The sequence below is a fragment of the Kocuria sabuli genome, from assembly GCF_040981185.1.
In the GTDB taxonomy this organism is placed as follows: Bacteria; Actinomycetota; Actinomycetes; order Actinomycetales; family Micrococcaceae; genus Kocuria; species Kocuria sabuli.
This window is the reverse complement of the sequence record NZ_JAVHZE010000025.1, coordinates 1-19,336: the sequence shown is the minus strand read 5'-3', so window position 1 is coordinate 19,336 and position 19,336 is coordinate 1. Positions and strand designations below refer to the sequence as shown.

18 protein-coding genes are annotated in these 19,336 nt (G+C 72.7%); 13 read left to right on the top strand and 5 right to left on the bottom strand.

Features of this window, described 5'->3' with window-relative positions:
• The first annotated feature begins 41 nt into the window (after positions 1-41).
• From RE027_RS16590 to RE027_RS16580, 3 genes are read left to right on the top strand one after another with little or no spacing between them, the layout of a single operon-like run.
• The gene (locus RE027_RS16590; RefSeq protein WP_368809392.1) at positions 42-1,505 is read left to right on the top strand and encodes a pyridoxal phosphate-dependent decarboxylase family protein; all 1,464 of its coding nucleotides are present in this window, start codon (positions 42-44) and stop codon (positions 1,503-1,505) included.
• On the top strand, positions 1,505-2,809 hold the full coding sequence (locus RE027_RS16585) for a lysine N(6)-hydroxylase/L-ornithine N(5)-oxygenase family protein (protein ID WP_368809391.1): 1,305 nt from the start codon (positions 1,505-1,507) through the stop codon (positions 2,807-2,809). The genes RE027_RS16590 and RE027_RS16585 overlap by 1 nt, the downstream gene beginning before the upstream one ends.
• On the top strand, positions 2,806-5,211 hold the full coding sequence (locus RE027_RS16580) for a GNAT family N-acetyltransferase (RefSeq protein WP_368809390.1): 2,406 nt from the start codon (positions 2,806-2,808) through the stop codon (positions 5,209-5,211). Before RE027_RS16585 ends, RE027_RS16580 begins: the two co-directional genes overlap by 4 nt.
• Here the strand turns inward: RE027_RS16580 and RE027_RS16575 are convergent.
• Entirely contained in the window at positions 5,123-6,139 is a 1,017-nt protein-coding gene (locus RE027_RS16575) for a hypothetical protein (protein ID WP_368809389.1), read from the bottom strand. The two genes, RE027_RS16580 and RE027_RS16575, sit on opposite strands and share 89 nt — an antisense overlap.
• An 88-nt stretch (positions 6,140-6,227) precedes the next feature.
• On the opposite strand from RE027_RS16575, the gene RE027_RS16570 reads away from it, so the two are divergent.
• Positions 6,228-6,875 carry a MerR family transcriptional regulator gene (locus RE027_RS16570; RefSeq protein WP_368809388.1) on the top strand — a complete coding sequence of 216 codons (648 nt, stop codon included), beginning with the start codon at positions 6,228-6,230 and terminating at the stop codon, positions 6,873-6,875.
• A gap of 46 nt (positions 6,876-6,921) precedes the next feature.
• Here the strand turns inward: RE027_RS16570 and RE027_RS16565 are convergent, their stop codons facing one another.
• Positions 6,922-7,320, bottom strand: coding sequence for a helix-turn-helix domain-containing protein (locus RE027_RS16565; RefSeq protein WP_368809387.1), 399 nt, complete (start codon positions 7,318-7,320; stop codon positions 6,922-6,924).
• Between the two features lie 746 nt (positions 7,321-8,066).
• On the opposite strand from RE027_RS16565, the gene RE027_RS16560 reads away from it, so the two are divergent.
• Positions 8,067-8,756, top strand: a complete 690-nt coding sequence (locus tag RE027_RS16560) for a hypothetical protein (RefSeq protein WP_368809385.1) — start codon at positions 8,067-8,069, stop codon at positions 8,754-8,756.
• Positions 8,757-8,803: 47 nt separating this feature from the next.
• Here the strand turns inward: RE027_RS16560 and RE027_RS16555 are convergent, their stop codons facing one another.
• A complete protein-coding gene (locus RE027_RS16555; protein ID WP_368809384.1) occupies positions 8,804-9,781 on the bottom strand; it encodes an NAD-dependent epimerase/dehydratase family protein in 978 nt (325 codons plus the stop codon).
• Positions 9,782-9,994: 213 nt separating this feature from the next.
• Here RE027_RS16555 and RE027_RS16550 point away from each other — a divergent pair, with 213 nt between their 5' ends.
• The 5 genes from RE027_RS16550 (at position 9,995) to RE027_RS16530 (ending at position 15,898) form a co-directional block, all read left to right on the top strand.
• Positions 9,995-10,762, top strand: coding sequence for an alpha/beta fold hydrolase (locus RE027_RS16550; RefSeq protein ID WP_368809383.1), 768 nt, complete (start codon positions 9,995-9,997; stop codon positions 10,760-10,762).
• 681 nt (positions 10,763-11,443) lie between these two features.
• Positions 11,444-12,940 carry a sensor histidine kinase gene (locus RE027_RS16545; protein WP_368809382.1) on the top strand — a complete coding sequence of 499 codons (1,497 nt, stop codon included), beginning with the start codon at positions 11,444-11,446 and terminating at the stop codon, positions 12,938-12,940.
• The gene (locus tag RE027_RS16540; protein WP_368809381.1) at positions 12,937-13,620 is read left to right on the top strand and encodes a response regulator; all 684 of its coding nucleotides are present in this window, start codon (positions 12,937-12,939) and stop codon (positions 13,618-13,620) included. Before RE027_RS16545 ends, RE027_RS16540 begins: the two co-directional genes overlap by 4 nt.
• 202 nt (positions 13,621-13,822) lie before the next feature.
• Positions 13,823-15,136 carry a TrkH family potassium uptake protein gene (locus tag RE027_RS16535; RefSeq protein ID WP_368809417.1) on the top strand — a complete coding sequence of 438 codons (1,314 nt, stop codon included), beginning with the start codon at positions 13,823-13,825 and terminating at the stop codon, positions 15,134-15,136.
• Positions 15,137-15,190: 54 nt separating this feature from the next.
• Positions 15,191-15,898 (top strand): potassium channel family protein, encoded by a 708-nt coding sequence (locus RE027_RS16530; RefSeq protein ID WP_368809380.1) that lies wholly within the window; start codon positions 15,191-15,193, stop codon positions 15,896-15,898.
• Here the strand turns inward: RE027_RS16530 and RE027_RS16525 are convergent.
• Both RE027_RS16525 and RE027_RS16520 read right to left on the bottom strand, forming a co-directional pair.
• Positions 15,829-16,167 (bottom strand): dihydrofolate reductase family protein, encoded by a 339-nt coding sequence (locus RE027_RS16525; protein WP_368809379.1) that lies wholly within the window; start codon positions 16,165-16,167, stop codon positions 15,829-15,831. The genes RE027_RS16530 and RE027_RS16525 overlap by 70 nt on opposite strands.
• Positions 16,168-16,384: 217 nt before the next feature.
• Positions 16,385-17,134, bottom strand: a complete 750-nt coding sequence (locus tag RE027_RS16520) for a MerR family transcriptional regulator (RefSeq protein WP_368809378.1) — start codon at positions 17,132-17,134, stop codon at positions 16,385-16,387.
• A 171-nt stretch (positions 17,135-17,305) separates the two neighbouring features.
• Here RE027_RS16520 and RE027_RS16515 point away from each other — a divergent pair, with 171 nt between their 5' ends.
• From RE027_RS16515 to RE027_RS16505, 3 genes are all read left to right on the top strand, one after another.
• On the top strand, positions 17,306-17,680 hold the full coding sequence (locus RE027_RS16515; RefSeq protein WP_368809376.1) for an ArsR/SmtB family transcription factor: 375 nt from the start codon (positions 17,306-17,308) through the stop codon (positions 17,678-17,680).
• Complete coding sequence (locus RE027_RS16510) at positions 17,677-18,213, top strand: SRPBCC family protein (RefSeq protein WP_368809375.1); 537 nt, start codon at positions 17,677-17,679, stop codon at positions 18,211-18,213. Before RE027_RS16515 ends, RE027_RS16510 begins: the two co-directional genes overlap by 4 nt.
• Before the next feature lie 439 nt (positions 18,214-18,652).
• On the top strand, positions 18,653-19,105 hold the full coding sequence (locus RE027_RS16505; RefSeq protein ID WP_368809374.1) for a hypothetical protein: 453 nt from the start codon (positions 18,653-18,655) through the stop codon (positions 19,103-19,105).
• The last annotated feature ends 231 nt before the right edge of the window (positions 19,106-19,336 follow it).

Sequence of the window (19,336 nt, the reverse complement as noted above, 5' to 3'; positions counted from 1 at the left end):
AGGCAGGTCCCCCGGCCCCACCGACCCCCTGCGAGGAGCCCATGAACGACTTCCTGTTCACCCGCCGAAGCCCGGCCCAGTACGCCCGTGCCCTGCACGGCGCCGTCGACACGGTGGCCGTCCACCTGGCCGGCACGGACCGCCCGCGCTCCACCGCCACGCCCGAGGAGCTCGAGGGCCTCGTCGGGGCGGTCGACCTCGACCGGCCCCTGGAGGACCTCGACGCCGTGCTCGAGGAGACCCGCCGGCTCTACCTCGACCACGCGGTGCACTTCCACGACCCCGGCTACATGGCCCACCTCAACTGCCCGGTGGCCATCCCCGCGGTGGCCGCCGACGCCCTCACCGCGGCCGTGAACACCGCGGTCGAGACCTGGGACCAGAGCACCACCGCCACCCTGGTCGAGCAGCGGCTCGTGGACTGGACCGCCGCCCGGATCGGCTTCCCCGCAGCGGGCGAGGCGGACGGGGTGTTCACCTCCGGCGGCACCCAGTCGAACTTCCAGGCCCTCTTCACCGCCCGCGAGGACCGGCTCTCCCGCCCGCACCCCGCCTCCCGGCAGGAGCGCCTCGGGCGTCTGCGGATCGTGGCGGGCGAGCACGCGCACTTCAGCGTGGCCAAGGCCGCCCACCTGCTCGGGCTGTCCCCGGACGCGGTCGTGTCCGTGCCGGCCGACCGGGGCGGGGCGCTGGACGCCGTCGCCCTCGAGCGGGTCCTGCGCGACGTCGCCGCGTCCGGCGGGGAGGTCGCCGCCGTCGTGGCTACCGCCGGGAGCACGGACCTCGGCGTGATCGACCCGCTGCCCGCCGTGGCGGACGCGTGCCGCGGCCACGACGTGTGGCTGCACGTGGACGCCGCGTACGGCGGGGGCCTGCTCGTCTCGCCCACCCGGCGGCACCTGCTCGACGGGATCGAGCGGGCGGACTCCGTGAGCGTGGACTTCCACAAGTCCTGGTTCCAGCCGGTCGCGGCGTCCGCGCTGATGCTGCGCCGGGGGCGGAACCTGCGCTTCTCCACCTGGAGCGCCGAGTACCTCAACCCCCGCCACGCGGTGCGGCCCAACCTCGTGGACAAGTCCTTGCAGACCACCCGGCGCTTCGACGCGCTCAAGCTGTGGATGACCCTGCGCACCGTCGGGGCCCCGGAGCTCGGCCGCGCCCTGGACCGGGTCCTGGACCTCGCGCAGGAGGCCGGCCGGATCGTGGCCGACGCCCCCGACATGGAGCTCGTGGCCCGGCCCGTGCTCTCCACCGTCCTGTTCCGGCACCGGCCCCCGGGGATCGACGACGCCGAGGCGGACCGGCTCGTCGAGACGGTCCGGACCGCGCTCTTCGACTCGGGACGCGCGGTCGTGGCCTCGACCGTCGTCGGCGGCCGCCGGTGCCTGAAGCTCACGTTCCTCAACCCGGTGACCACGGCGGCCGACGTCCAGCGGGTGCTCGACCTGGTCCGGGCCGCCGCGCGGGACGTCCTGCCGGTGACCGCCGCGGCCGGAGCCCGCTGATGGCTGCCGCGACCGACCGTGTCCACGACCTGCTGGGCATCGGGGTCGGCCCCTTCAATCTGGGCCTGGCCTGCCTCGCCGCGCCCCTCGAGGACCTCGACGCGGTCTTCCTCGACGCCCGCGACGGCTTCGACTGGCACCCCGGGCTGATGCTCGAGGACGCCACCATCCAGGTCCCGTTCCTCGCCGACCTCGTCACGCTGGCCGACCCCACCTCCCCCTGGTCCTTCCTGAACTACCTCAAGCGGACCGGACGGCTCTACCCCTTCTACATCCGGGAGGACTTCAATCCGCTGCGCGCCGAGTACAGCGCCTACTGCCGGTGGGCGAGCGAGCAGCTCGGCAGCCTGCACTGGGGCCGGGAGGTCGTCGCCGTCGAGCGCGACCCCGCCCGGGACGCCTACACGGTCACCGCCCGGACCCGGACCGGGACGGAGCAGTGGCGGACCCGGCGCCTGGTCCTCGGCGTGGGCACCGTGCCGTGGGTCCCGGAGGGCGTCGAGCTCGGCACGGGTCCCGTCCTGCACGCCGGCGACTACCTGTCCCGGCGCGAGGAGCTGCTGGCGCAGGACGGCGTCACCGTGCTCGGCAGCGGCCAGTCCGCCGCGGAGGTCTACCGGGACCTGCTCGAGCGCGCCGGGGCGGACGGCCCCCGGGTGGACTGGATCACCCGCTCCCCGCGGTTCTTCCCGATGGAGTACACCAAGCTCACGCTCGAGATGACCTCCCCCGAGTACGTCGACCACTTCCACGGCCTCGACATGCACCGGCGCGACCGGCTCAACCGCGAGCACGCGAGCCTGTACAAGGGGATCAGCGGGGAACTGGTGAACGAGATCCACGACCTGCTCTACCGCCGCTCGGTGCACGGGCGCCCGGCGGGGTTGCTCACCACGAACACCACCCTGACCGGCGCCCGGTGGAACGCCCCGGCCCGGACGGTGGAGCTGGAGCTGCGCGACGACGAGCTCGAGCGCCCCTGGCAGCACACGACGGGCGCCCTGGTGCTGGCCACCGGCTACCGCGCCGAGGTCCCCGCCTTCCTCGACCCGGTGCGCGACGAGATCGCCTGGGACGCCGCCGGCCGCTACGACGTCTCCCGCGACTACGCGGTCGACCACGGGCGCTCGCGGATCTGGGTGCAGAACGCCGAGGTGCACACCCACGGGCTGACCGCCCCCGACCTCGGCATGGGCGCCTACCGCAACAGCGTCATCCTCCGGGCCGTGACGGGCCGGGAGGTCTACCCGGTCGAGCCCGCCATCGCCTTCCAGACCTTCGGCATCCCCCAGGAGACCGCATGAGCACCCCGCGCCCCGCCCCCACCGACCGCTTCGGCGCCGCCCGCTTCGCCACCCCCGGCGGCGTCCTCACCCTCGAGCCGCTGCCGCTCGACGGGCCCACCGTCGAGCTGCTCCACGCGTGGCTGACCCACCCCCGGTCCCGCTTCTGGGGCATGCTCGGCGCCGACCCCGGCGCCGTGCGGCGCGCCTTCGAGGCCGTCGCCGCCCACCCCCGCTGCGAGGCCCTGCTGGCCCGGCTGGACGGCGTCCCCCTCGGCGTCGTGGAGACCTACGACCCCGCCGAGGTCCTCCTGGCCGGCCGCTACGCCCACCGGACCGGCGACGTGGGGATACACCTGCTCCTCGCCCCGGCCCGGACCCCCGTGCCCGGGACGAGCGCGGCCCTCATGGCGGCCACGCTCCGCCGGCTGTTCGAGCGGACCGGGACCCGCCGCGTCGTCGTCGAGCCCGACGTCCGGAACGAGGCCGTCCACCGGCTCAACGCCCGGGCGGGCTTCACGGTCCACGGGCCGCTGGCCCTGCCCGGCAAGACGGCGCTGCTCAGCACCTGCACCCGCGAGCAGTTCGAGGCCTCGGAGCTCGCGGGCACCGCCCATCCGGTCCCGCCCGCCGGCGAGCTCTCCGGCGCGCCCGCCCACCTGGGCCTGCACCCGATGCGGATCGCCCACCGTCACCTCAGCTGCAAGGCCCTCGCCGAGTTCGCCCACGAGCGGCTGCTCCGCCCCGAGCCGGTGGGCGACGGCGTCTTCGAGGTCCGGGCCGGCCGCGCCCGCTACCGGTTCCGGGCCCGGCGCACCGAGCTGGAGCACTGGGTGCTCGACGAGGGGTCGCTGCGCCGGACGGTGGACGGCACCGACGCCGAGCTCGACGCCCAGGCCCTCGTCACCGAGCTCGCCCCGGTCCTCGGCATCCCCCCGCACCTGCTGGCCACGTACCTGGAGGAGGTCGCGAGCACCCTCGCCTCCGCGGCGTACAAGCTGGTGCACCGCACCCGGCCCGCCGCGGCCCTGGCGCACGCGGGCTTCCAGGAGGTCGAGGCCGCCATGACCGAGGGCCACCCCGGCTTCGTGGCCAACAACGGCCGGATCGGCCTCGGCGTCACCGAGCACGACCGGTACGCCCCCGAGGCGGCCCGGCCCGTGCGCCTGGTCTGGGTGGCCGCGCGCCGGGCGCTCAGCCGGTTCGACGCCGGGCGCGGTCTCGACGAGGACGCGCTGTACGCGGGCGAGCTGGACCCGGAGGACCTCGAGCGGTTCCGGGCCCGGCTGACCGGGCTGGGCCTGGACCCGCAGGACTACCGGTTCCTGCCGGTGCACCCCCACCAGTGGGAGCACCGCGTCACCGTGACCTTCGCCCCCGACCTCGCCCGCCGGGACCTCGTGCTGCTGGGGGAGACCTACGACGAGCACCGGGCCCAGCAGTCCGTGCGCACCTTCTTCAACACGACCCGCCCCGAGCGGCACTACGTGAAGACGGCCCTGGCCGTGCAGAACATGGGCTTCCTGCGCGGGCTCTCCCCCCGGTACATGCGGGACACCCCGGCGATCAACGACTGGGTGGCCGACCTCGTCGCCGCCGACCCGGCGCTGGCCGAGGCCGGGTTCTCGGTCCTGCGGGAGGTCGCGGCCGTCGGCTACACCGGGGACGCCTACCACCGCGCGGCGGCCTCGGGGCACGGGGAGGAGGGCCCGCACACCAAGATGCTCGCCGCCCTGTGGCGGGAGAGCCCTGTGGCGCGCACCGGGCCGGGGGAACGGCTGGCGACCCTCGCGTCCCTGCTGCACGTCGACGCCCTCGGCACCCCGCTGGTCTCCGTGCACGTGCGGGAGTCCGGGCTGAGCGCCGAGGACTGGGTGCGGCGGCTGCTCGACGCCTACCTCGCCCCGGTCGCCCGGTGCCTGCTCGCCCACGACCTCGTGTTCATGCCCCACGGCGAGAACGTGGTCCTGGTGCTGCACGAGCACGTCCCGCGGCGGGTGATCATGAAGGACATCGGCGAGGAGGTCGCCGTCGTCACCGACCGGCCCCTGCCCGAGGGCCTCGAACGGATCCGCCACGTCGTGGACCCTGCCACGGCCGCCCTGTCCGTGCACACCGACGTCTTCGACGGCGTGCTGCGCCACCTCGCCGGTCTGCTCGAGACCGACGGGCTGCTCGCGGCCGGCACGTTCTGGGGGCTCGCGGCGCAGTGCCTCCGGGCCGTGGCCGACGCCGACCCGGCCGGCGCGCAGCGGGTGCCCCTCTTCGCGCCCCGCTTCGAGCACTCCTGCCTCAACCGGCTGCAGCTGCTCAACACCCTGCAGATGGTCGACCTCACGGACCAGGCCTCGTCCCTGCAGTACGCCGGGACGCTGGAGAACCCGGTGTCCACCCGGGTGCCCGTCCGTCTGCCCGCCCGGTGAGCACCACGACGCGGCCCGCCGCGACGGCCGCCGCGACGACGAGCACGGCCCCGGCGGCGAGGACGGCGCCGCTCGGGCGCAGGAGCGGCTGCCCCGCCAGGGCCTGCACGGTGAGCAGGGCGAGCACGCCGAGGTAGAGGGCGGCGCCCACCCGGAGGAGGCCCGCCCGCGTCGACTCCCGGCGCAGGGCGGGCACCCGCCGTGCGGCCAGCTCCAGGAGCAGTGCGGTCAGGGGGAGGACCTGCAGCGCGTGCATCCCCACGAAGTGCGGGGTGCGCAGGTCGCCGCCCTCGGTGCTCCAGCCCACCAGGGGCAGACCCGGCCCGCCGTCGGTCGCGCCCACGGTGTGGGCCCCGGCGACGCCCTCGAACCCGGCGAGCTGCTGGTCGGTGGGGATCGTCATGAGGAATCCGAGCGCCATGCCCAGCAGGGCGATGAGCAGGCCCGCCCGGATGGCGAGCGTGCGCCCGCGGTCGCCGAGGCGGGCGCGGAACAGCAGGGCCGCGACCAGCAGGGCGGCCACCCAGGCGCCGGCGATGGAGGTGCCCATCGCGCTCCACAGCGCCGTCGCGAGCGGGGAGGAGACGTTGAAGTGGCTGCGCACCCCGGCGGCCGCGGTGCCGACGATGATCACCATCTCGACGCCCAGCAGGACCGCGGTCGCCGTGCCCGCCCACCAGGCGGGCCGGCGTCCCCGCTCCAGCAGGGGCAGCAGCCAGGCCAGCGACACCGCGTAGATCAGCACGGACAGGGAGAACTTCAGGGGCTTCGCCCACACGGGCGCCCCGAGCAGCTCCCGGGGGTCCAGGAGGACGCCGACGGTGCTGACCAGGGCGAGCACGGCCATGGCGAGGGCCAGGGCCAGCAGCGGACCGTGGCGCCGGGCGCGCACGTCGGTCTGGGCGGAGGGGTGGGTGGTCGTGTGCATGGTGGCTCCTCGACGGGACGACCGGCTAGTATTGGATAGCTATGGTGTCCATTATTGGATACCAGGACTATCCGATCAAGGGGTCACCGTGCGCATCTCTTCCCTCGCCGAGCGGTCGGGCGTTCCGCTCGCGACCGTGAAGTACTACCTCCGGGAGGGGCTGCTGCCGCCGGGGCGGGCCACCAGCGCCACCCAGGCGCAGTACGACGAGGGCCATCTGCACCGGCTGGCCCTCATCCGCGCGCTGACCGACGTCGTGGGGCTGAGCGTGGCGCGGACCAGGACGGTCCTCGACCTGATCGACTCCTCGCCCGACGACCTCTTCGCCACCCTCGGCCAGGCCGTGGCGGCCCTGCCGCCCTACGTGGAGGAGTGCGAGGAGGGGCACCCGCGGGCGCGTGCGGCGATCGAGGCGCTGGGCTGGGTCTACGACCCCCACTACCCGGCGGTCGCCCAGCTCGAGCGGGCCCTCGCCGCCGCGGAGTCGGTGGGCATGCCGATCGAGGAGCAGCGGCTGCTCGGCTACGGCGAGCACGTGCGCGCCATCGCGCGGATCGACATCGCCGGGGTCCCGAGGGACGACCCGGGCGCGGCGGTGGAGCACGCGGTGCTCGGCACCGCGATCGTCGAGCCGGTGCTGGCGGCGCTGCGGCGGCTGGCGCACCAGGACGTCAGCAGCGTCGAGCTCGGCCACCGGCAGGGACCGCCGTCCGGCGGCGGCGACGCCGGACGGTAGCGGCCGGCCGGTCCGCCTGCGCCCTTCCCGGCGCTCGATCCAGGAGTCAGGGGTTGCGCTGGGGGTGCGGCTCCGCTTCGAGGGCGCCGGCAGGCACCGGGCACGTCGGTGCGGGCAGCGCCGCCGTCAGGTGCGGAGCGGTCCGGGCCAGTCGCGCGAGATAGCCGCGGTCGGCCAGTTCCTGCAGGGCGGCGGGGATCCGGGTCTTGGGCGTGCTGCTGCGGGCGGCGAGATCCGCGAGAGCCAGGGTGTTTCCGGGCTTGGTGCGGGCCACGGCGCGCAGGATGCGGCGGGCGTCGGGGCTGAGGCGGACATCGGCGTCGGCCTCGCCGACGAGCGTGTCCAGGACGGGGAGCAGGACGGCGAACGCGGCCTCACGGGCGAGGGGGTCCAGGATGGACGCGGCGCGGGCCGTGTCCGCGCCGGCGGGGTGGGTGCCGTCCATGTCGATGCTCCTGCGTGGTCGTGGTGTGACGAGCGGACTTCTGCACCGTTGCGGTGGCACGCGCGGGGGCAGGCGCTCTCTGCACGGCCGCTGGCGCCGGCCCTGCTGTCGGGTCGGGCGAGGTCGCCGGTGGCGACCCTGGACACCCGGTCCTGCGAGCAGGGCGATCAGGCAGGGCCTTCGGCGGGCGCACGACCGGATCGAGGATGGTGTGAGGGCCGCCGCCCTGGTGGCAGAGGAGTCGCCCCCCGACGACGGGCCGGATGCCCCCGTGTCCTCTGCCGCCAGGGCGGCGGCAATCCGACCGATGTCGAGCGGCTGAGCCCCCCGGCCGAGCGCTCCGACATGGTCCACGCTCGGCGACTCAGCCCCCCGGCTGGTCACCTCGCGTGATGAACCGACCGTACCGCGCGGTAGAGAAACGATCCAGATTCATCTTGTCCCCTCTTCCGTGCGCAGTGCTCCGGTCTGGGTGCGGCCCGGCGTCCGTCACGTCGTGCCGCACGAGCCGAGGACCGTGAGAAGCGGGAGTGGCGAGACGTGGTGCAGCAGGACGTCGCCCCGATGATGGTGGGGAGCAGGTGGTGCCGTCCGTGCCGATGGTCGGCGCACAGGAGGTTCGCAGGAACTCGAGACCTCGGGGGTCTTCTGTCCTGGCCGCTGCGCGGGGGAGGATCAGCTCACGGCCTGCCCGTGCTCCGTGCAGGTGCCCCCCCGCCTGTTGGACCGTGTTCTCGGAGGAGATCATGAACGACCTTCTCGGCCTCGGCCCCGACGATTTTCCCGCCGCACCCAGTCCGTTGGACGCGGTGGTGGCCCCGGTGGAGCAGCGCGCTTTCCTGGGCGGGCGGCGCCGGCCCATTGCGTGCACGGGGTGTTCGGGGACGGCGCTGAACCCCCGGTTGCACCGGCTGGTGAGCGCCGGTGGCTATGAGGTCCTGCTGGGTTTCCTGGCCCACTACGTGGCGTTGGTGCTGCCGGATCCGGTGGCGACCGAGGGCACCTTCTGGGCGGTGGAGACGGTCGTCGACTCCGAGGTCCCGGTGGGGGAGCCGCAGCAGCTGCTGCGGCTGCGGGTGCACGGGGTGGTGGTGGCCACCGTGGTAGAGGACCCGGAGGGGGACGGACAGGAACCTCTGGTGTGCCTGGCGCTGGCCCCGGCACCGGCGGTGGGCCGGGTCTACTCCCCGCAGTCGTGCTACCTGGATGTGGAGGGCGTCCCGGTGCCCGCCCAGCACGCCGAGGGCCCGGCCGGGGAGATGGGCGGGTGGTTGCTGGCGGATCCGCAGCTGCTGGCGGCGGCACGCCGGGCCGTGGTCGGGCTGATGCGCCTGGGGCCCACCGGAGCCGCCCGGCACGAGCGGGTCCTCGCCGATGCCGTGTTCACCACCATCACCACCACGGAGGGCCTCGCCCACCCGCGCGCCTGCGTGTAGGCCCTGGTCCTGGTCCGCCGATGGTTTCCCGCTCGGGATGTGCGGGCTCAGGCAGTTCGCAGGGCGCTCTCGTCGGTGCGCTTGTCCTCGTCCGTCCACACGCTCCGTGGTGGGTGCGCCAGGTGCCAGCGCACGGACTCCGCCACTCGCTCCTCCGGATCCGCCGGGGCCCACCCGAGCACGGTCTGTGCCCGGTGCACGGAGGTCAGCAGGTGCTGGGCGGGGGCACCGGTCAGGACCAGCTCGTCCGGCAGGGCCTGCTCGGGAACCCGGACGAGGTCCAGGGAGACACCCGCGGCGTGGACGATCTGGTGGAACCAGTCGATGATCGGCACGGTGGACGCTTCGCCCAGGTTGACGGCAAGCCCGTCCGCTTCCCGGACGTCCAGGGCGGTCAGGGCGCCGGTGGCGATGTCCTCGACGTGGCACCGGGCCCACAGCAGGTTGCCAGCCCCCACGGGCATGCGGTCCCGTCCGGCACGGATCCGTCGCAGCACCGGGTCCTCCCGGCGTTGTGGGTCGTGGGGCCCGTAGACCATGGGCAGGCGCAGGACCACGGCGCCCCTGTGGGACCAGGCCTGCTCGACGTCGAGCTTCTCGTAGTCATCGGGCACGCCGGCCAGGCCGGCGCCACGACAGGGATAACGGTCCCGGCGCAGTTCGGACTGCTCGTCGATCGGCACGGGGGATTCGCACCGACCGGCCCGCATCCCGGCGTAGGCCTGGTAGACGTCCTGGCTGGAGAGCACCACGGTCGGAACCTCCGGCAGCACGCCCAGGACGGCGGTGACGTCCCCCCGGGTGAGGGCATAGGTGTCGACGACCGCGGTCGGCCCGAAATCCCGGATCCGGTCACGGTGGCCGGACAGCTCGCCTCGGTCCGTGTGCAGGTGCGCCACCGGCACCCAGGACGCCGGATCGTGGTGGCCGCGGTGGACGACCAGCACCTGATCGCCGCGCTCGTGCAGACGTTCGACCACGCGTCGACCGATGAACGTCGTCCCGCCCAGCACCAGCACTCTCATGGCTTCTTCTCCTCGCGCTCCGTGGATCCGTGCCACCGGTCACCATCCAAGCGCTCGCTGGGATGAAGAGCCAGGAACTCCTCCTCGGTGACAGCGCCACCCTCATCGGGAGGGCCCGCGGTGCGTCTGGACCTTGCCGCGGACCGGCACCCTCTCCCGCGCAGCTGAGCGGAGGGCTGCTGCGGTGTCCTCGGCCGTGAGGATACTGATGCCATGGAGAACGAGACGACCGACCCAGCCGTGGCGCTGTGGTTCACCGCCCAGGGGAAGGGGCGCCCCTTCGTGCTGCTGCACCCCGGCGGCACGGACTCCCGGGCCCTGGGACCGCTGGTCGACGAACTGGCCGGCCGGTACCGGGTGCTGACCCCTGACCAGCGCGCCCACGGACACACCCCCGACCAACAGGGACCGCTGTCCTACGCGGTGATGGCCGAGGACACCATCGCCTTCCTCGAGAAAGAGGCAGAAACCCCGGTGCATCTGCTGGGCTACAGCGACGGGGCCGTGATCGCCCTGACCGTGGCGATCAAGCGACCCGACCTGGTCCGAGACCTCGTGGTGGTGGCCGGGGTCTACCACCACGACGGGTGGGAGCCGGGAGTCCCCGAGAGCGAAGCGCAGGTGCCGGAGTTCATGGCCGAGGCCTACGCGGAGGTCTCACCCGATGGCCGCGAGCACTACGGCCAGGTGGTGGCCAAACTGGACCGGATGCACGCGGCGGAACCAGCCTTCACCGACGCGGATCTGGCAGGTCTGGAGGTCCCCGTGCTCGTCCTCGTGGGCGACGACGACGAGGTCCGCCTCGAGCACGCCGTGGCCATGTACCGGGCCCTGCCCCACGGGGAGCTGGCCGTCGTCCCGCACGCCTCCCACGGTGTGCTGGTCGAGAAACCCGGCCTGTGCGCGCGGCTGATCACCGACTTCCACGTCACCGACAAGCCCGGGACCTTCGCCCCGATACGCCGCCGCCCCGGGCCCTGACCGAGGCGACCCCCCTGACGCCTACACCGACCACATCCCCAGGGCGTGGCCCTCGGTGAGGATGCACGGCAGCGGTCCGGTACCCGGGCCTCCCCTCCGAGCCGGACTTCGCTGATCCGTGGGGGCCGGCCGACACCGCGTGCTGGTGTGAAGGAGGTGCTAAGAGACGCCCCCATGCCGTTAAGGCGGCATTAAGAACTGCTGGGCGGTCGGAGCAGGGGTGTGGACTGTGATCGCTGTGATCGCTGTGATCGCTGTGGTCGGCCCGGTGCGGGGTCGTCGGTCGAGGAGGGAGTCGTCGTGGAGCTGCGTGCTGTTGCCGTCGGGCCTCCGCCGGACCTGTGGCCCCTGGCCCCTCGGCATCCTGCCTCCCGGCGGGCTGGATCCCTGGGCCCGTCCATGGGGATCCGGCGGCACCGGTCCGCGGAGAATGGGGAGCCGAGGAGGACCGACCCGGATCCTCGTATCGGCCCCCAGCCCGGTCGTTCCCGACCGGGACGATGGGCCGGTGCCGCCGGCGCGGACCAGAAGGAGGCCGAGATCCCCGTGGATCCTCGCAGTGAGCAGCGGTCGAACGGGTTTTTCCCGGTGCCGTCCGGAGGGCGCCGCGGCACCCGGGTGCCTGGAAGCACAGCAGCCCTCGACGGTGCGAGTGACCACGGGGCGCAGGCCCCCCGCGCCGTGGACGGCCGACGGTTCCGGGCGCGCGGGTCCGTGCCGCTGAGCGGTTCCCGCCGTGCGGCGGGCTGGTTGCTGGCGGTGTGCGGCTCGGTGGTGCTGACCGCCGGGTTCCTCCGGATGGGGTCCGGCCCGGAGGCGGTGACCTTGAACTTCTTGTGCCACCTCACCCTGGTGGTCTTCGTGGCCCTCGTGGGTGGGTGGTGGCCGGCGGTGGTGGCGGCCCTGATGGGCACGATGCTCATCAACTGGTTCTTCACCCCGCCCACCGGGATGCTGATCATCCACGAGCCGCTGAACATCTGGGCGCTGGTGCTGTTCCTGCTGGTGGCCGCGGGGGTCGCCCGGGTCGTGGACATCGAGGCGCGTCGCACGGCAGAGGCCCGGGCGGCCCGTCACCAGGCGGCAGTGCTGTTCGAGCTGGCCGGCGGGGTCATCAAGGAGGGCCGCAGCGTCCAGGCCCTGCTGGACCGGCTCCGGGCCAGCTACGCCCTGGGCGGGGTCGCCCTGGCCCGACGTCCGGCCGGCTCCACAGAGCCGGGCCGGTGGACGGTTCTGCTGAGCTCGGGCCGGCGGCCGGTGCACCCCACCGCGTGGGACACCGTCGTGGCCGTCGACGATCGCCACGTCCTGCTGGTCGAGGGCTTCTCCGCCGACGGCGTCGACTGGGGCATCGTGGAGGCCTTCGCCGGGCGCATCGGTGCCGTGCTGCAGCAACAGGCCCTGGACGAGGCCCGGTTGCAGGCCCAGGAGCTGGCCGCCGGCAACGCCATGCGCACCGCGCTGCTGGCCGCGGTCTCCCACGACCTGCGCACCCCCTTGGCCGGGATCAAGGTCTCGGTGTCGAGCCTGCGGATGCAGGACATCGTGCTCAACGAGCACGACATCGCCGAGCTGCTGGCCAACATCGAGGAGTCCGCCGATCAGCTGACGGAGCGGATCGACGACCTGCTGGACATGAGCCGCATCGAGGCGGGGCACCTCGTCGTCCACCAGGTGCCCCTGGAGCTGGCGGATCTGACCACCAGCGCCGCCCGCAGCGCCCGCGGACCCGAGCACACGGACCGGATCAGCATCGACATCCCCCCGGACACCCCGGTGGTGCTGGGCGACCACGGCCTGCTCGTCCGCATCATCGCCAACCTGGTGGAGAACGCGCTCAAGCACGGCGGCACCACCCCGGTCGCCCTGCGAGCCTGCGCCGAGGAAGGCGTCGTCGAGCTGCGCGTGGTCGATCACGGACCCGGGGTCCCCGCCCAGGACAGGGAGCGGATCTTCCGGCCGTTCCAGCGTCTGGGGGACCGGGACAACACCACCGGTGTGGGGCTCGGCCTGGCGGTGGCGCGCGGGCTGGCCGAAGGGGTCGGTGGACGGGTGCGGGCCGAGGACACCCCCGGGGGCGGACTGACCATGGTCCTCACACTGCAGGCCGCCCCGCCACGAGCCACCAGGAGTGTGCTCCCGGAGGCGCACCACATCGATCGGAAGGGACCGGAATGACCACCAGCGTGCTCGTCGTCGAGGACGACCCCCACATCACCCGGGCGCTGCGCGTGAACCTCAACGCCCGCGGCTACCGCACCCACCAGGCCGCCACCGGACGGGCAGCCCTGGAGATGGCCGCCCACGAGCACCCCGACATCGTCCTGCTGGACCTGGGTCTGCCGGACATGGAGGGGAGGGACGTGATCGAAGGGATCCGGGGATGGTCCCAGGTGCCGATCATCGTGGTCTCGGCCCGCAGCGAGTCCCACAGCAAGGTCGACGCCCTGGACCGCGGGGCCGACGACTACGTCACCAAGCCCTTCGCCATGGACGAGCTGCTCGCCCGGCTGCGGGCGTCCCTGCGCCGGGCCCAGCCCGACCCGGGGGACGCGGTGGTGGTCACCTCCGAGGACCGGGTCCGGATCGACCTGGCCCAGAAGACCGTCACCGTCGCCGGGGAACCGGTGCGGCTGACCAAGCTGGAATGGCGCCTGCTGGAGGTCCTCGCCCGCAACCCGCACCGGCTCATCGGGCGCACCGAGCTGCTCACCACGGTGTGGGGGCCTGCGTACGGGGAAGAGGCCAATTACCTGCGGGTCTACATGTCCCAACTGCGCGCCAAGCTCGAACCCGACCCCGCCCACCCCCGGTACTTCCTCACCGAGCTGGGCATGGGCTATCGCTTCACCCCGTGACGACCACGATCGCCGGCGCCGCAGGACACCACTCCACCAGAACGACCGGAAGCTGTTCACCGTGCCCTTAGAAGAGGCCCTGTACCGGGCCCAGGTCCGGCGCCTGACCAAGGTGGCCGCACCCCGGTCCTCGCACCAGCGCACCCCCAGGCCCCATGCGCCCCGGCGCACCACCGACCCGCAGCAGACCGGCCCGGCCCGGATCGCCCAGATCATCATCGGCGCCTTCGCCGCCGCCCTGCTCATCGGCACCGCCCTGCTCGTGCTGCCCATCGCCAGGGCCGGGGAGGGCGGGGCGAGCTTCCTCCAGGCCCTGTTCACCGCCACCTCCGCGCTGTGCGTGACCGGGCTCGTGGTGGTGGACACGCCCACCTTCTGGACCCCGTTCGGCCACGCCGTGATCCTGGGCCTGATCCAGATCGGCGGATTCGGCGTCATGTCCTTCACCACCATGCTGGGTGTCCTGCTCGCCCGGAAGTTCGGGCTCGCCTCACGGGTCCTGGCCTCGGCCGAGACCAAGAACAACGGCTACGGCGACATGCGACGGGTGCTGCTGCGCATCCTGGCCACCTCCCTGGTCATCGAGGCGGCTGTGGCCGTGCTGCTGTTCGTGCGTTTCGTCACCGGCTACGGCTACCCGCCCGGCCAGGCCCTGTGGCACGGGGTGTTCCACGCCGTCTCGGCGTTCAACAACGCCGGCTTCGCGCTCTACTCCCTGTCCCTGATGGACTTCGTCGGCGATCCGTGGATCATCCTGCCCATCGCCGCCGCGGTGATCCTGGGCGGACTCGGCTTCCCGGTGCTCTACGAACTGCGCCGGCAGTGGCGGCTCCCACGGAAGTGGTCGATGAACACCCGCATCGTGCTGCTGGCCACCCCGGTGCTCCTGGCTCTCGGCACGGTGTTCCTGTGCGCCGTCGAGTGGGCCAACCCGAACACCCTGGGGCCGCTGGGGACGGGACAGAAGCTGCTGGCCGGGTTCTTCCAGTCCACCATCGCCCGCACCGCCGGGTTCAACAGCGTCGACGTCGCGGCCATGAACCCGGTCTCCTGGCTCGGCCTGGACCTGCTGATGCTCATCGGCGGCGGGCCCGCCGGCACCGCCGGAGGCCTGAAAGTCACCACCTTCGCCGTGCTCGGCTTCATCGCCTACACCGAGATCAGCGGCGGCACTGCCGTCAACGTGATGGGCAAACGACTCTCGAGGGCCGTCCACCGCCAAGCCATCACCCTGGTCGTCCTGGCCGTCGGCGCGGTCATCACCGCCACCATGCTCCTGATGCTCCTGCACCAGGACATCGGACTGGACCGGCTGCTCTTCGAGGCCGTCTCGGCCTTCGCCACCGTGGGCCTGTCCACCGGGATCACCCCGACCCTGTCGGCCCCGGCTCAGTACGTGCTCATCGCCCTGATGTTCCTGGGCCGGCTCGGTCCCACCACGGTGGCCACCGCCATCGCCGCCCGCTCCCGGCCCGTGCTCTACGAACTGCCCAAGGAACGCCCCCTGATCGGCTGATCCTTCCCGAACCGGCCCGACCCCCTCGAACCTCTTCCCCGTAAGGACCTCGCAATGTTCTCCACCCGACGTCACGACACCACCGACCGTCCCCGCGAGCGCCGGCACTCCGACCCGGACGCGGTGGCCGTGATCGGGCTGGGCCGCTTCGGCTCCGCCCTGGCCCTGGAACTGATCCGCAACGGCGCCGAGGTCCTGGGCATCGACGACAGCGAGAGCACCGTCCAGGAGCTCAACGGCCGGCTCACCACCGTGGCCCGGGCCGACGCCACCCGGGAGGAAGCACTGCGCCAGCTCGGGGTGGACGAGTTCGACAAGGTCGTCGTGGGCATCGGCACCGACATCCAGGCCTCCATCCTGGTCGCCTCCCGGCTGCTGAAGTTCGGCCGCCCCGAGATCTGGGCCAAGGCCATCACCGAACCCCACGCCGAGATCCTCGACCAGCTCGGCGTCCACCACGTCATCCGCCCCGAGCACGACATGGGAGTGCGCGCGGCCCACCTGATCCGGGGCCGCGTCCTGGACTTCGCCCAGATCGACGAGGGATTCGCCCTGGTCCGCTGCACCGTCCCCGAGCAGGTCCAGCAACGCCCCCTGGACACCCTGGGGCTGCGCACCTGTTACGGGGTCTCGATCGTGGCCGTGCGCCGCCCGGGGGAGAGCTGGGCCCCCACCGAACCGTCCACGGTGCTCTACGAGGACGACCAGGTCCTCGTCACCGGACCGACCGACAAGGCCGAAGCCTTCAGCAACCGCATCTGAGAGCACCACCCCGTACCGGACCCGGCATCGCGTTCGAGCACCCCGGCGCGCCGTCCCGGCTCGCACCGGCGCGGGGCGAACTCCTCGTAGCTGATCCGGCCCATCAGCATCGCCGTGGCCTCCTGCTGCTCCCGGTCCTTGATCTCGTAGGCGGCTTCGTCGAAGGCCACGTGCCGGAACGTCCACCCGGCGTGGGGGTGCGGACCGCCGCCGGGGGAGTCGACGACGCCGTCGAGGGTGATGAACTCGGTGATGATCAGCCGGTCCATGAGGTTCTCCTGTCGGCGGGGTGGCTCGAGCCCGTGCGGTTCCCGCTCTGGCGTCGAAGGGATCGGCGGTAAAGAACCCGCCGGACACCCACATGGTGCGAGGGCACGGGCGTTCAGCGGAAGGGACCGATGGGGAACGGGCGTGACCGGGTCCGCAGCCCCGGCCACGGGTCGTCCCTGGTGGCGGCGCCGACGGTGTCGAGCGTCGGCGCCGTGCCTACAGGTGGCGGTCGGCGTAGACCTTCAGCGCGTCTCGCACGAAGCCCGCCTTCTCCTCGCCGCCGTAGGTGGCGGCGAAACGGGGGTCGGACACGTACATCTCACCGAGTCCGAGGACGTACTCCTTCCCCGGGCCGGTGCGCTCGGTGCCGGAAACGGTGCCGAGCCACTGGACGTGGCGCCGGGCGAGATCCTGTGCATCCTCGCTGTCGGGTGCCAGGCCCCGGCCCGCCGCCGCGGTCCAGTCCGCGATCAGCTGCCGGCTGCGGTCCTGGAAGACCCGACGGTCCTCGGGGCTCAGAGCGCGCCACCAGCGATCGCCGGCGGCGTAGGCATCCTGACCCCAGCGGGCCTCGACCTCGTCCCTGTACTGCGTGTGGTCGAAACCGTCGAACATCTCCTCTGCCATGAGCTGTTCACCTCCTTCCTTCTTCTCGATCGTGCGCCGGACCGAGGCGATCTGGCGCTGCACCCGATCCTGTTCCTGTTCCAGCAGGGCCAGGTGCGTGCGCAGGGCGTCGGAGACGTCCCGCGCACCGGCGAGCACATCGGCGATCGCGGGCAGCGAGAGCCCGAGCCGGCGCAGCAGCAGGATCCGCTGCAGACGCACCAGCGCGTCCTCGTCGTAGTACCGCAGACCGCCGTGTCCGGTGCGGGAGGGCTCCAGCAGCCCGATGTGTCCGTAGTGGCGCAACGTGCGGCTGGTGGTGCCCGTGAACCGGGTGACCTCGTGGATGGACCACTCCATCTCGCCTCCGTCCCGTCGTCGGCAGTACCCAGCATCGCAGTTGACGCAACGTCAAGTGCAAGGGGAGAGGGTCACGGTTTCCGGGTGCTGACTCCGTCATGCCGTGCATCATGAGTGGTTTCGCCGACGACCCCTGGACGAATTGGTAACCGCTTAATTACCATTGGTGTCGTGGACGTGTTCGTAGCTCTGGGTGACCCGGTGCGTCGGGCCCTGCTGCGGCGGCTTGCCGAGGGGTCCGCCCGGGTGGTCGACCTCGCGGCCGATCACGACATCAGCCGCCCGGCGGTCAGCAGGCACCTAAGAGTGCTCGGCGACGCAGGCCTGGTCGCCGGAGTCACGCAGGGCCGTGAACGCCACTACACGCTGGTTCCCTCAGCCCTGGAACCGGTGGCCGCCCTGCTCGAGGAGCTCAGCGGCCGGACACCACGGATCCCGGAGCACGTCCTGGACGGACTGGACCTCGAGGTCCGCCGCACCACCCGCGAGCGCGCCGCTGGCCGGCATGCCGTGCGGGCCCGCACCGAGAGGAAGGACGCAGGATGACGACACCACAGGCCACCGGCCGGCCGGAGTCCCGCCAGGACGGTGACTGGATCGTGCTCACCCGCCACTTCGACGCTCCCATCGAGGACGTGTGGGCCGCCGTCACGGACTCCGAGCGCCTCGGGCGCTGGATCGGGACCTGGACCGGTGACCCGGCCTCCGGCAGCGTCACCTTCCGGATGACCGCGGAGGACGGCATGCCGGAGGAGGTGCACCACATCGAGGCCTGCGAGCCCCCGCGGCTGCTGCGCACGCGAGCACGCAGTGAGGGGCTGGACGGTGAGGACCACGACTGGAGAGTGGAGATCCGGCTCACCGAGGACGACGGCGGCACCACGCTGCACTTCGGCCAGATCCTGCCGGAACCGGAGTGGGCGCACAACATCGGACCCGGCTGGGACTACTACCTGGACCGCTTGGTGGCGGCCGAGACGGGCGGAGACGTCGCCGCGATCGACTTCGAGCGCGACTACTACCCCGCTCTGCTCCCCGCCTACCAGGAACGCTTCCCGGCGACACCCGCGGAGCGGTGACAACCCGGCCGCGGCCACGGCGCCGGGCTCACTCGCTCCGGCCGCCCGCCGGTTCCGTGATGGGAGTCGGTGGGAAATGAGGCCGATGCACGGCCGGACATCATCCGATCGTGGATCATCCTCAGGGGGCTCGCATGGGGTCGCGGTGGCGTGGGTGGAGGATGAGCTGGACGAGGGCGGCAACCGCTCCGTCGGCGACGGCGGGCCCTGGGGGTCGTCGGTGTGACCGTCGTGGCCGTCGGTGGCGGTGTCGCACTGGTCGGTGCGGTGACGTCCCAGCCGGTGGCGGCCCGTCGAGCCGCCACCCCCTGAGTCGCTCATGGGTGCCCGGTGCACGAGTGGCGCGGCGTCCTCTGATTGGGACAGGGTCGCGTCCTGCCACGTCTCGGTCGGTCCGGTGCGTACGGTGGCATTTCCCCCAGCCGAGAGGCCATGTCCAGTGAGACGAGCTCTGCGCGTGCATCCGCTGCGGATCTATCTGGTGTTCCAGGGACTGACCGCGGTGGTGGCCCTGGGCTACGCAAGCATCCTGTCGGTGGACGGCATCGGCTGGGTGAACTGGCTGGCGTTCTGGTCGGCACTGGGAGCGGTGGGCCTGGTGTGGACCCAGTTGGCGTGGGGCCCGTGCTGGGGCGCCGGGGCCGACTGCGGCCTGACCGCGGGCGTCCGCATCGCCCTGATGGCGGCAGCCGGTGGAGCGCTGCTGCTGCCGTTCCTGGTGCTGAACGTGGTCCTCGATGCGGTGTGGTTCCTCTACGGCCTGTTCCTGGCTCCCTGCGGACTGACCACGGGGCTGCTGGGCGGGACGGTCCTCGCCATCTGCGAGCGCAAGGACAGGCCCGCCCCTCATGAGAAAAGGACCCGGAAGGGGATCGATCCGCAGCGAGGCTGACGGCCACACGGTCGCGGACCCGTCCTCTCTCGGCGCCGCGCGGTCGGGGTTCCTCGGCGGCCGCCTGGGATGTTCGTCGTGGTTCGGGCGCCGTGGGCGGGCCCGGTTCGTCGGTGTGGTCGTAGGTGTCGCCCGTCACAGCGGATCCGGGCCGGACCGCGTACAGTGGAGTCCAGTTGTTGAAGTTTCGTTTTTCGCATTTCAAGCAGTTCGCCCGATCCGGGCGCAGCA

Coding starts and splice junctions, on each gene's coding strand:
- RE027_RS16590 (WP_368809392.1), top strand. CDS start 42: ATGAACGACTTCCTGTTCACCCGCCGAAGCCCGGCCCAGTACGCCCGT.
- RE027_RS16585 (WP_368809391.1), top strand. CDS start 1,505: ATGGCTGCCGCGACCGACCGTGTCCACGACCTGCTGGGCATCGGGGTC.
- RE027_RS16580 (WP_368809390.1), top strand. CDS start 2,806: ATGAGCACCCCGCGCCCCGCCCCCACCGACCGCTTCGGCGCCGCCCGC.
- RE027_RS16575 (WP_368809389.1), bottom strand. CDS start 6,139: ATGCACACGACCACCCACCCCTCCGCCCAGACCGACGTGCGCGCCCGG.
- RE027_RS16565 (WP_368809387.1), bottom strand. CDS start 7,320: ATGGACGGCACCCACCCCGCCGGCGCGGACACGGCCCGCGCCGCGTCC.
- RE027_RS16560 (WP_368809385.1), top strand. CDS start 8,067: ATGAACGACCTTCTCGGCCTCGGCCCCGACGATTTTCCCGCCGCACCC.
- RE027_RS16555 (WP_368809384.1), bottom strand. CDS start 9,781: ATGAGAGTGCTGGTGCTGGGCGGGACGACGTTCATCGGTCGACGCGTG.
- RE027_RS16550 (WP_368809383.1), top strand. CDS start 9,995: ATGGAGAACGAGACGACCGACCCAGCCGTGGCGCTGTGGTTCACCGCC.
- RE027_RS16540 (WP_368809381.1), top strand. CDS start 12,937: ATGACCACCAGCGTGCTCGTCGTCGAGGACGACCCCCACATCACCCGG.
- RE027_RS16530 (WP_368809380.1), top strand. CDS start 15,191: ATGTTCTCCACCCGACGTCACGACACCACCGACCGTCCCCGCGAGCGC.
- RE027_RS16525 (WP_368809379.1), bottom strand. CDS start 16,167: ATGGACCGGCTGATCATCACCGAGTTCATCACCCTCGACGGCGTCGTC.
- RE027_RS16520 (WP_368809378.1), bottom strand. CDS start 17,134: ATGGAGTGGTCCATCCACGAGGTCACCCGGTTCACGGGCACCACCAGC.
- RE027_RS16510 (WP_368809375.1), top strand. CDS start 17,677: ATGACGACACCACAGGCCACCGGCCGGCCGGAGTCCCGCCAGGACGGT.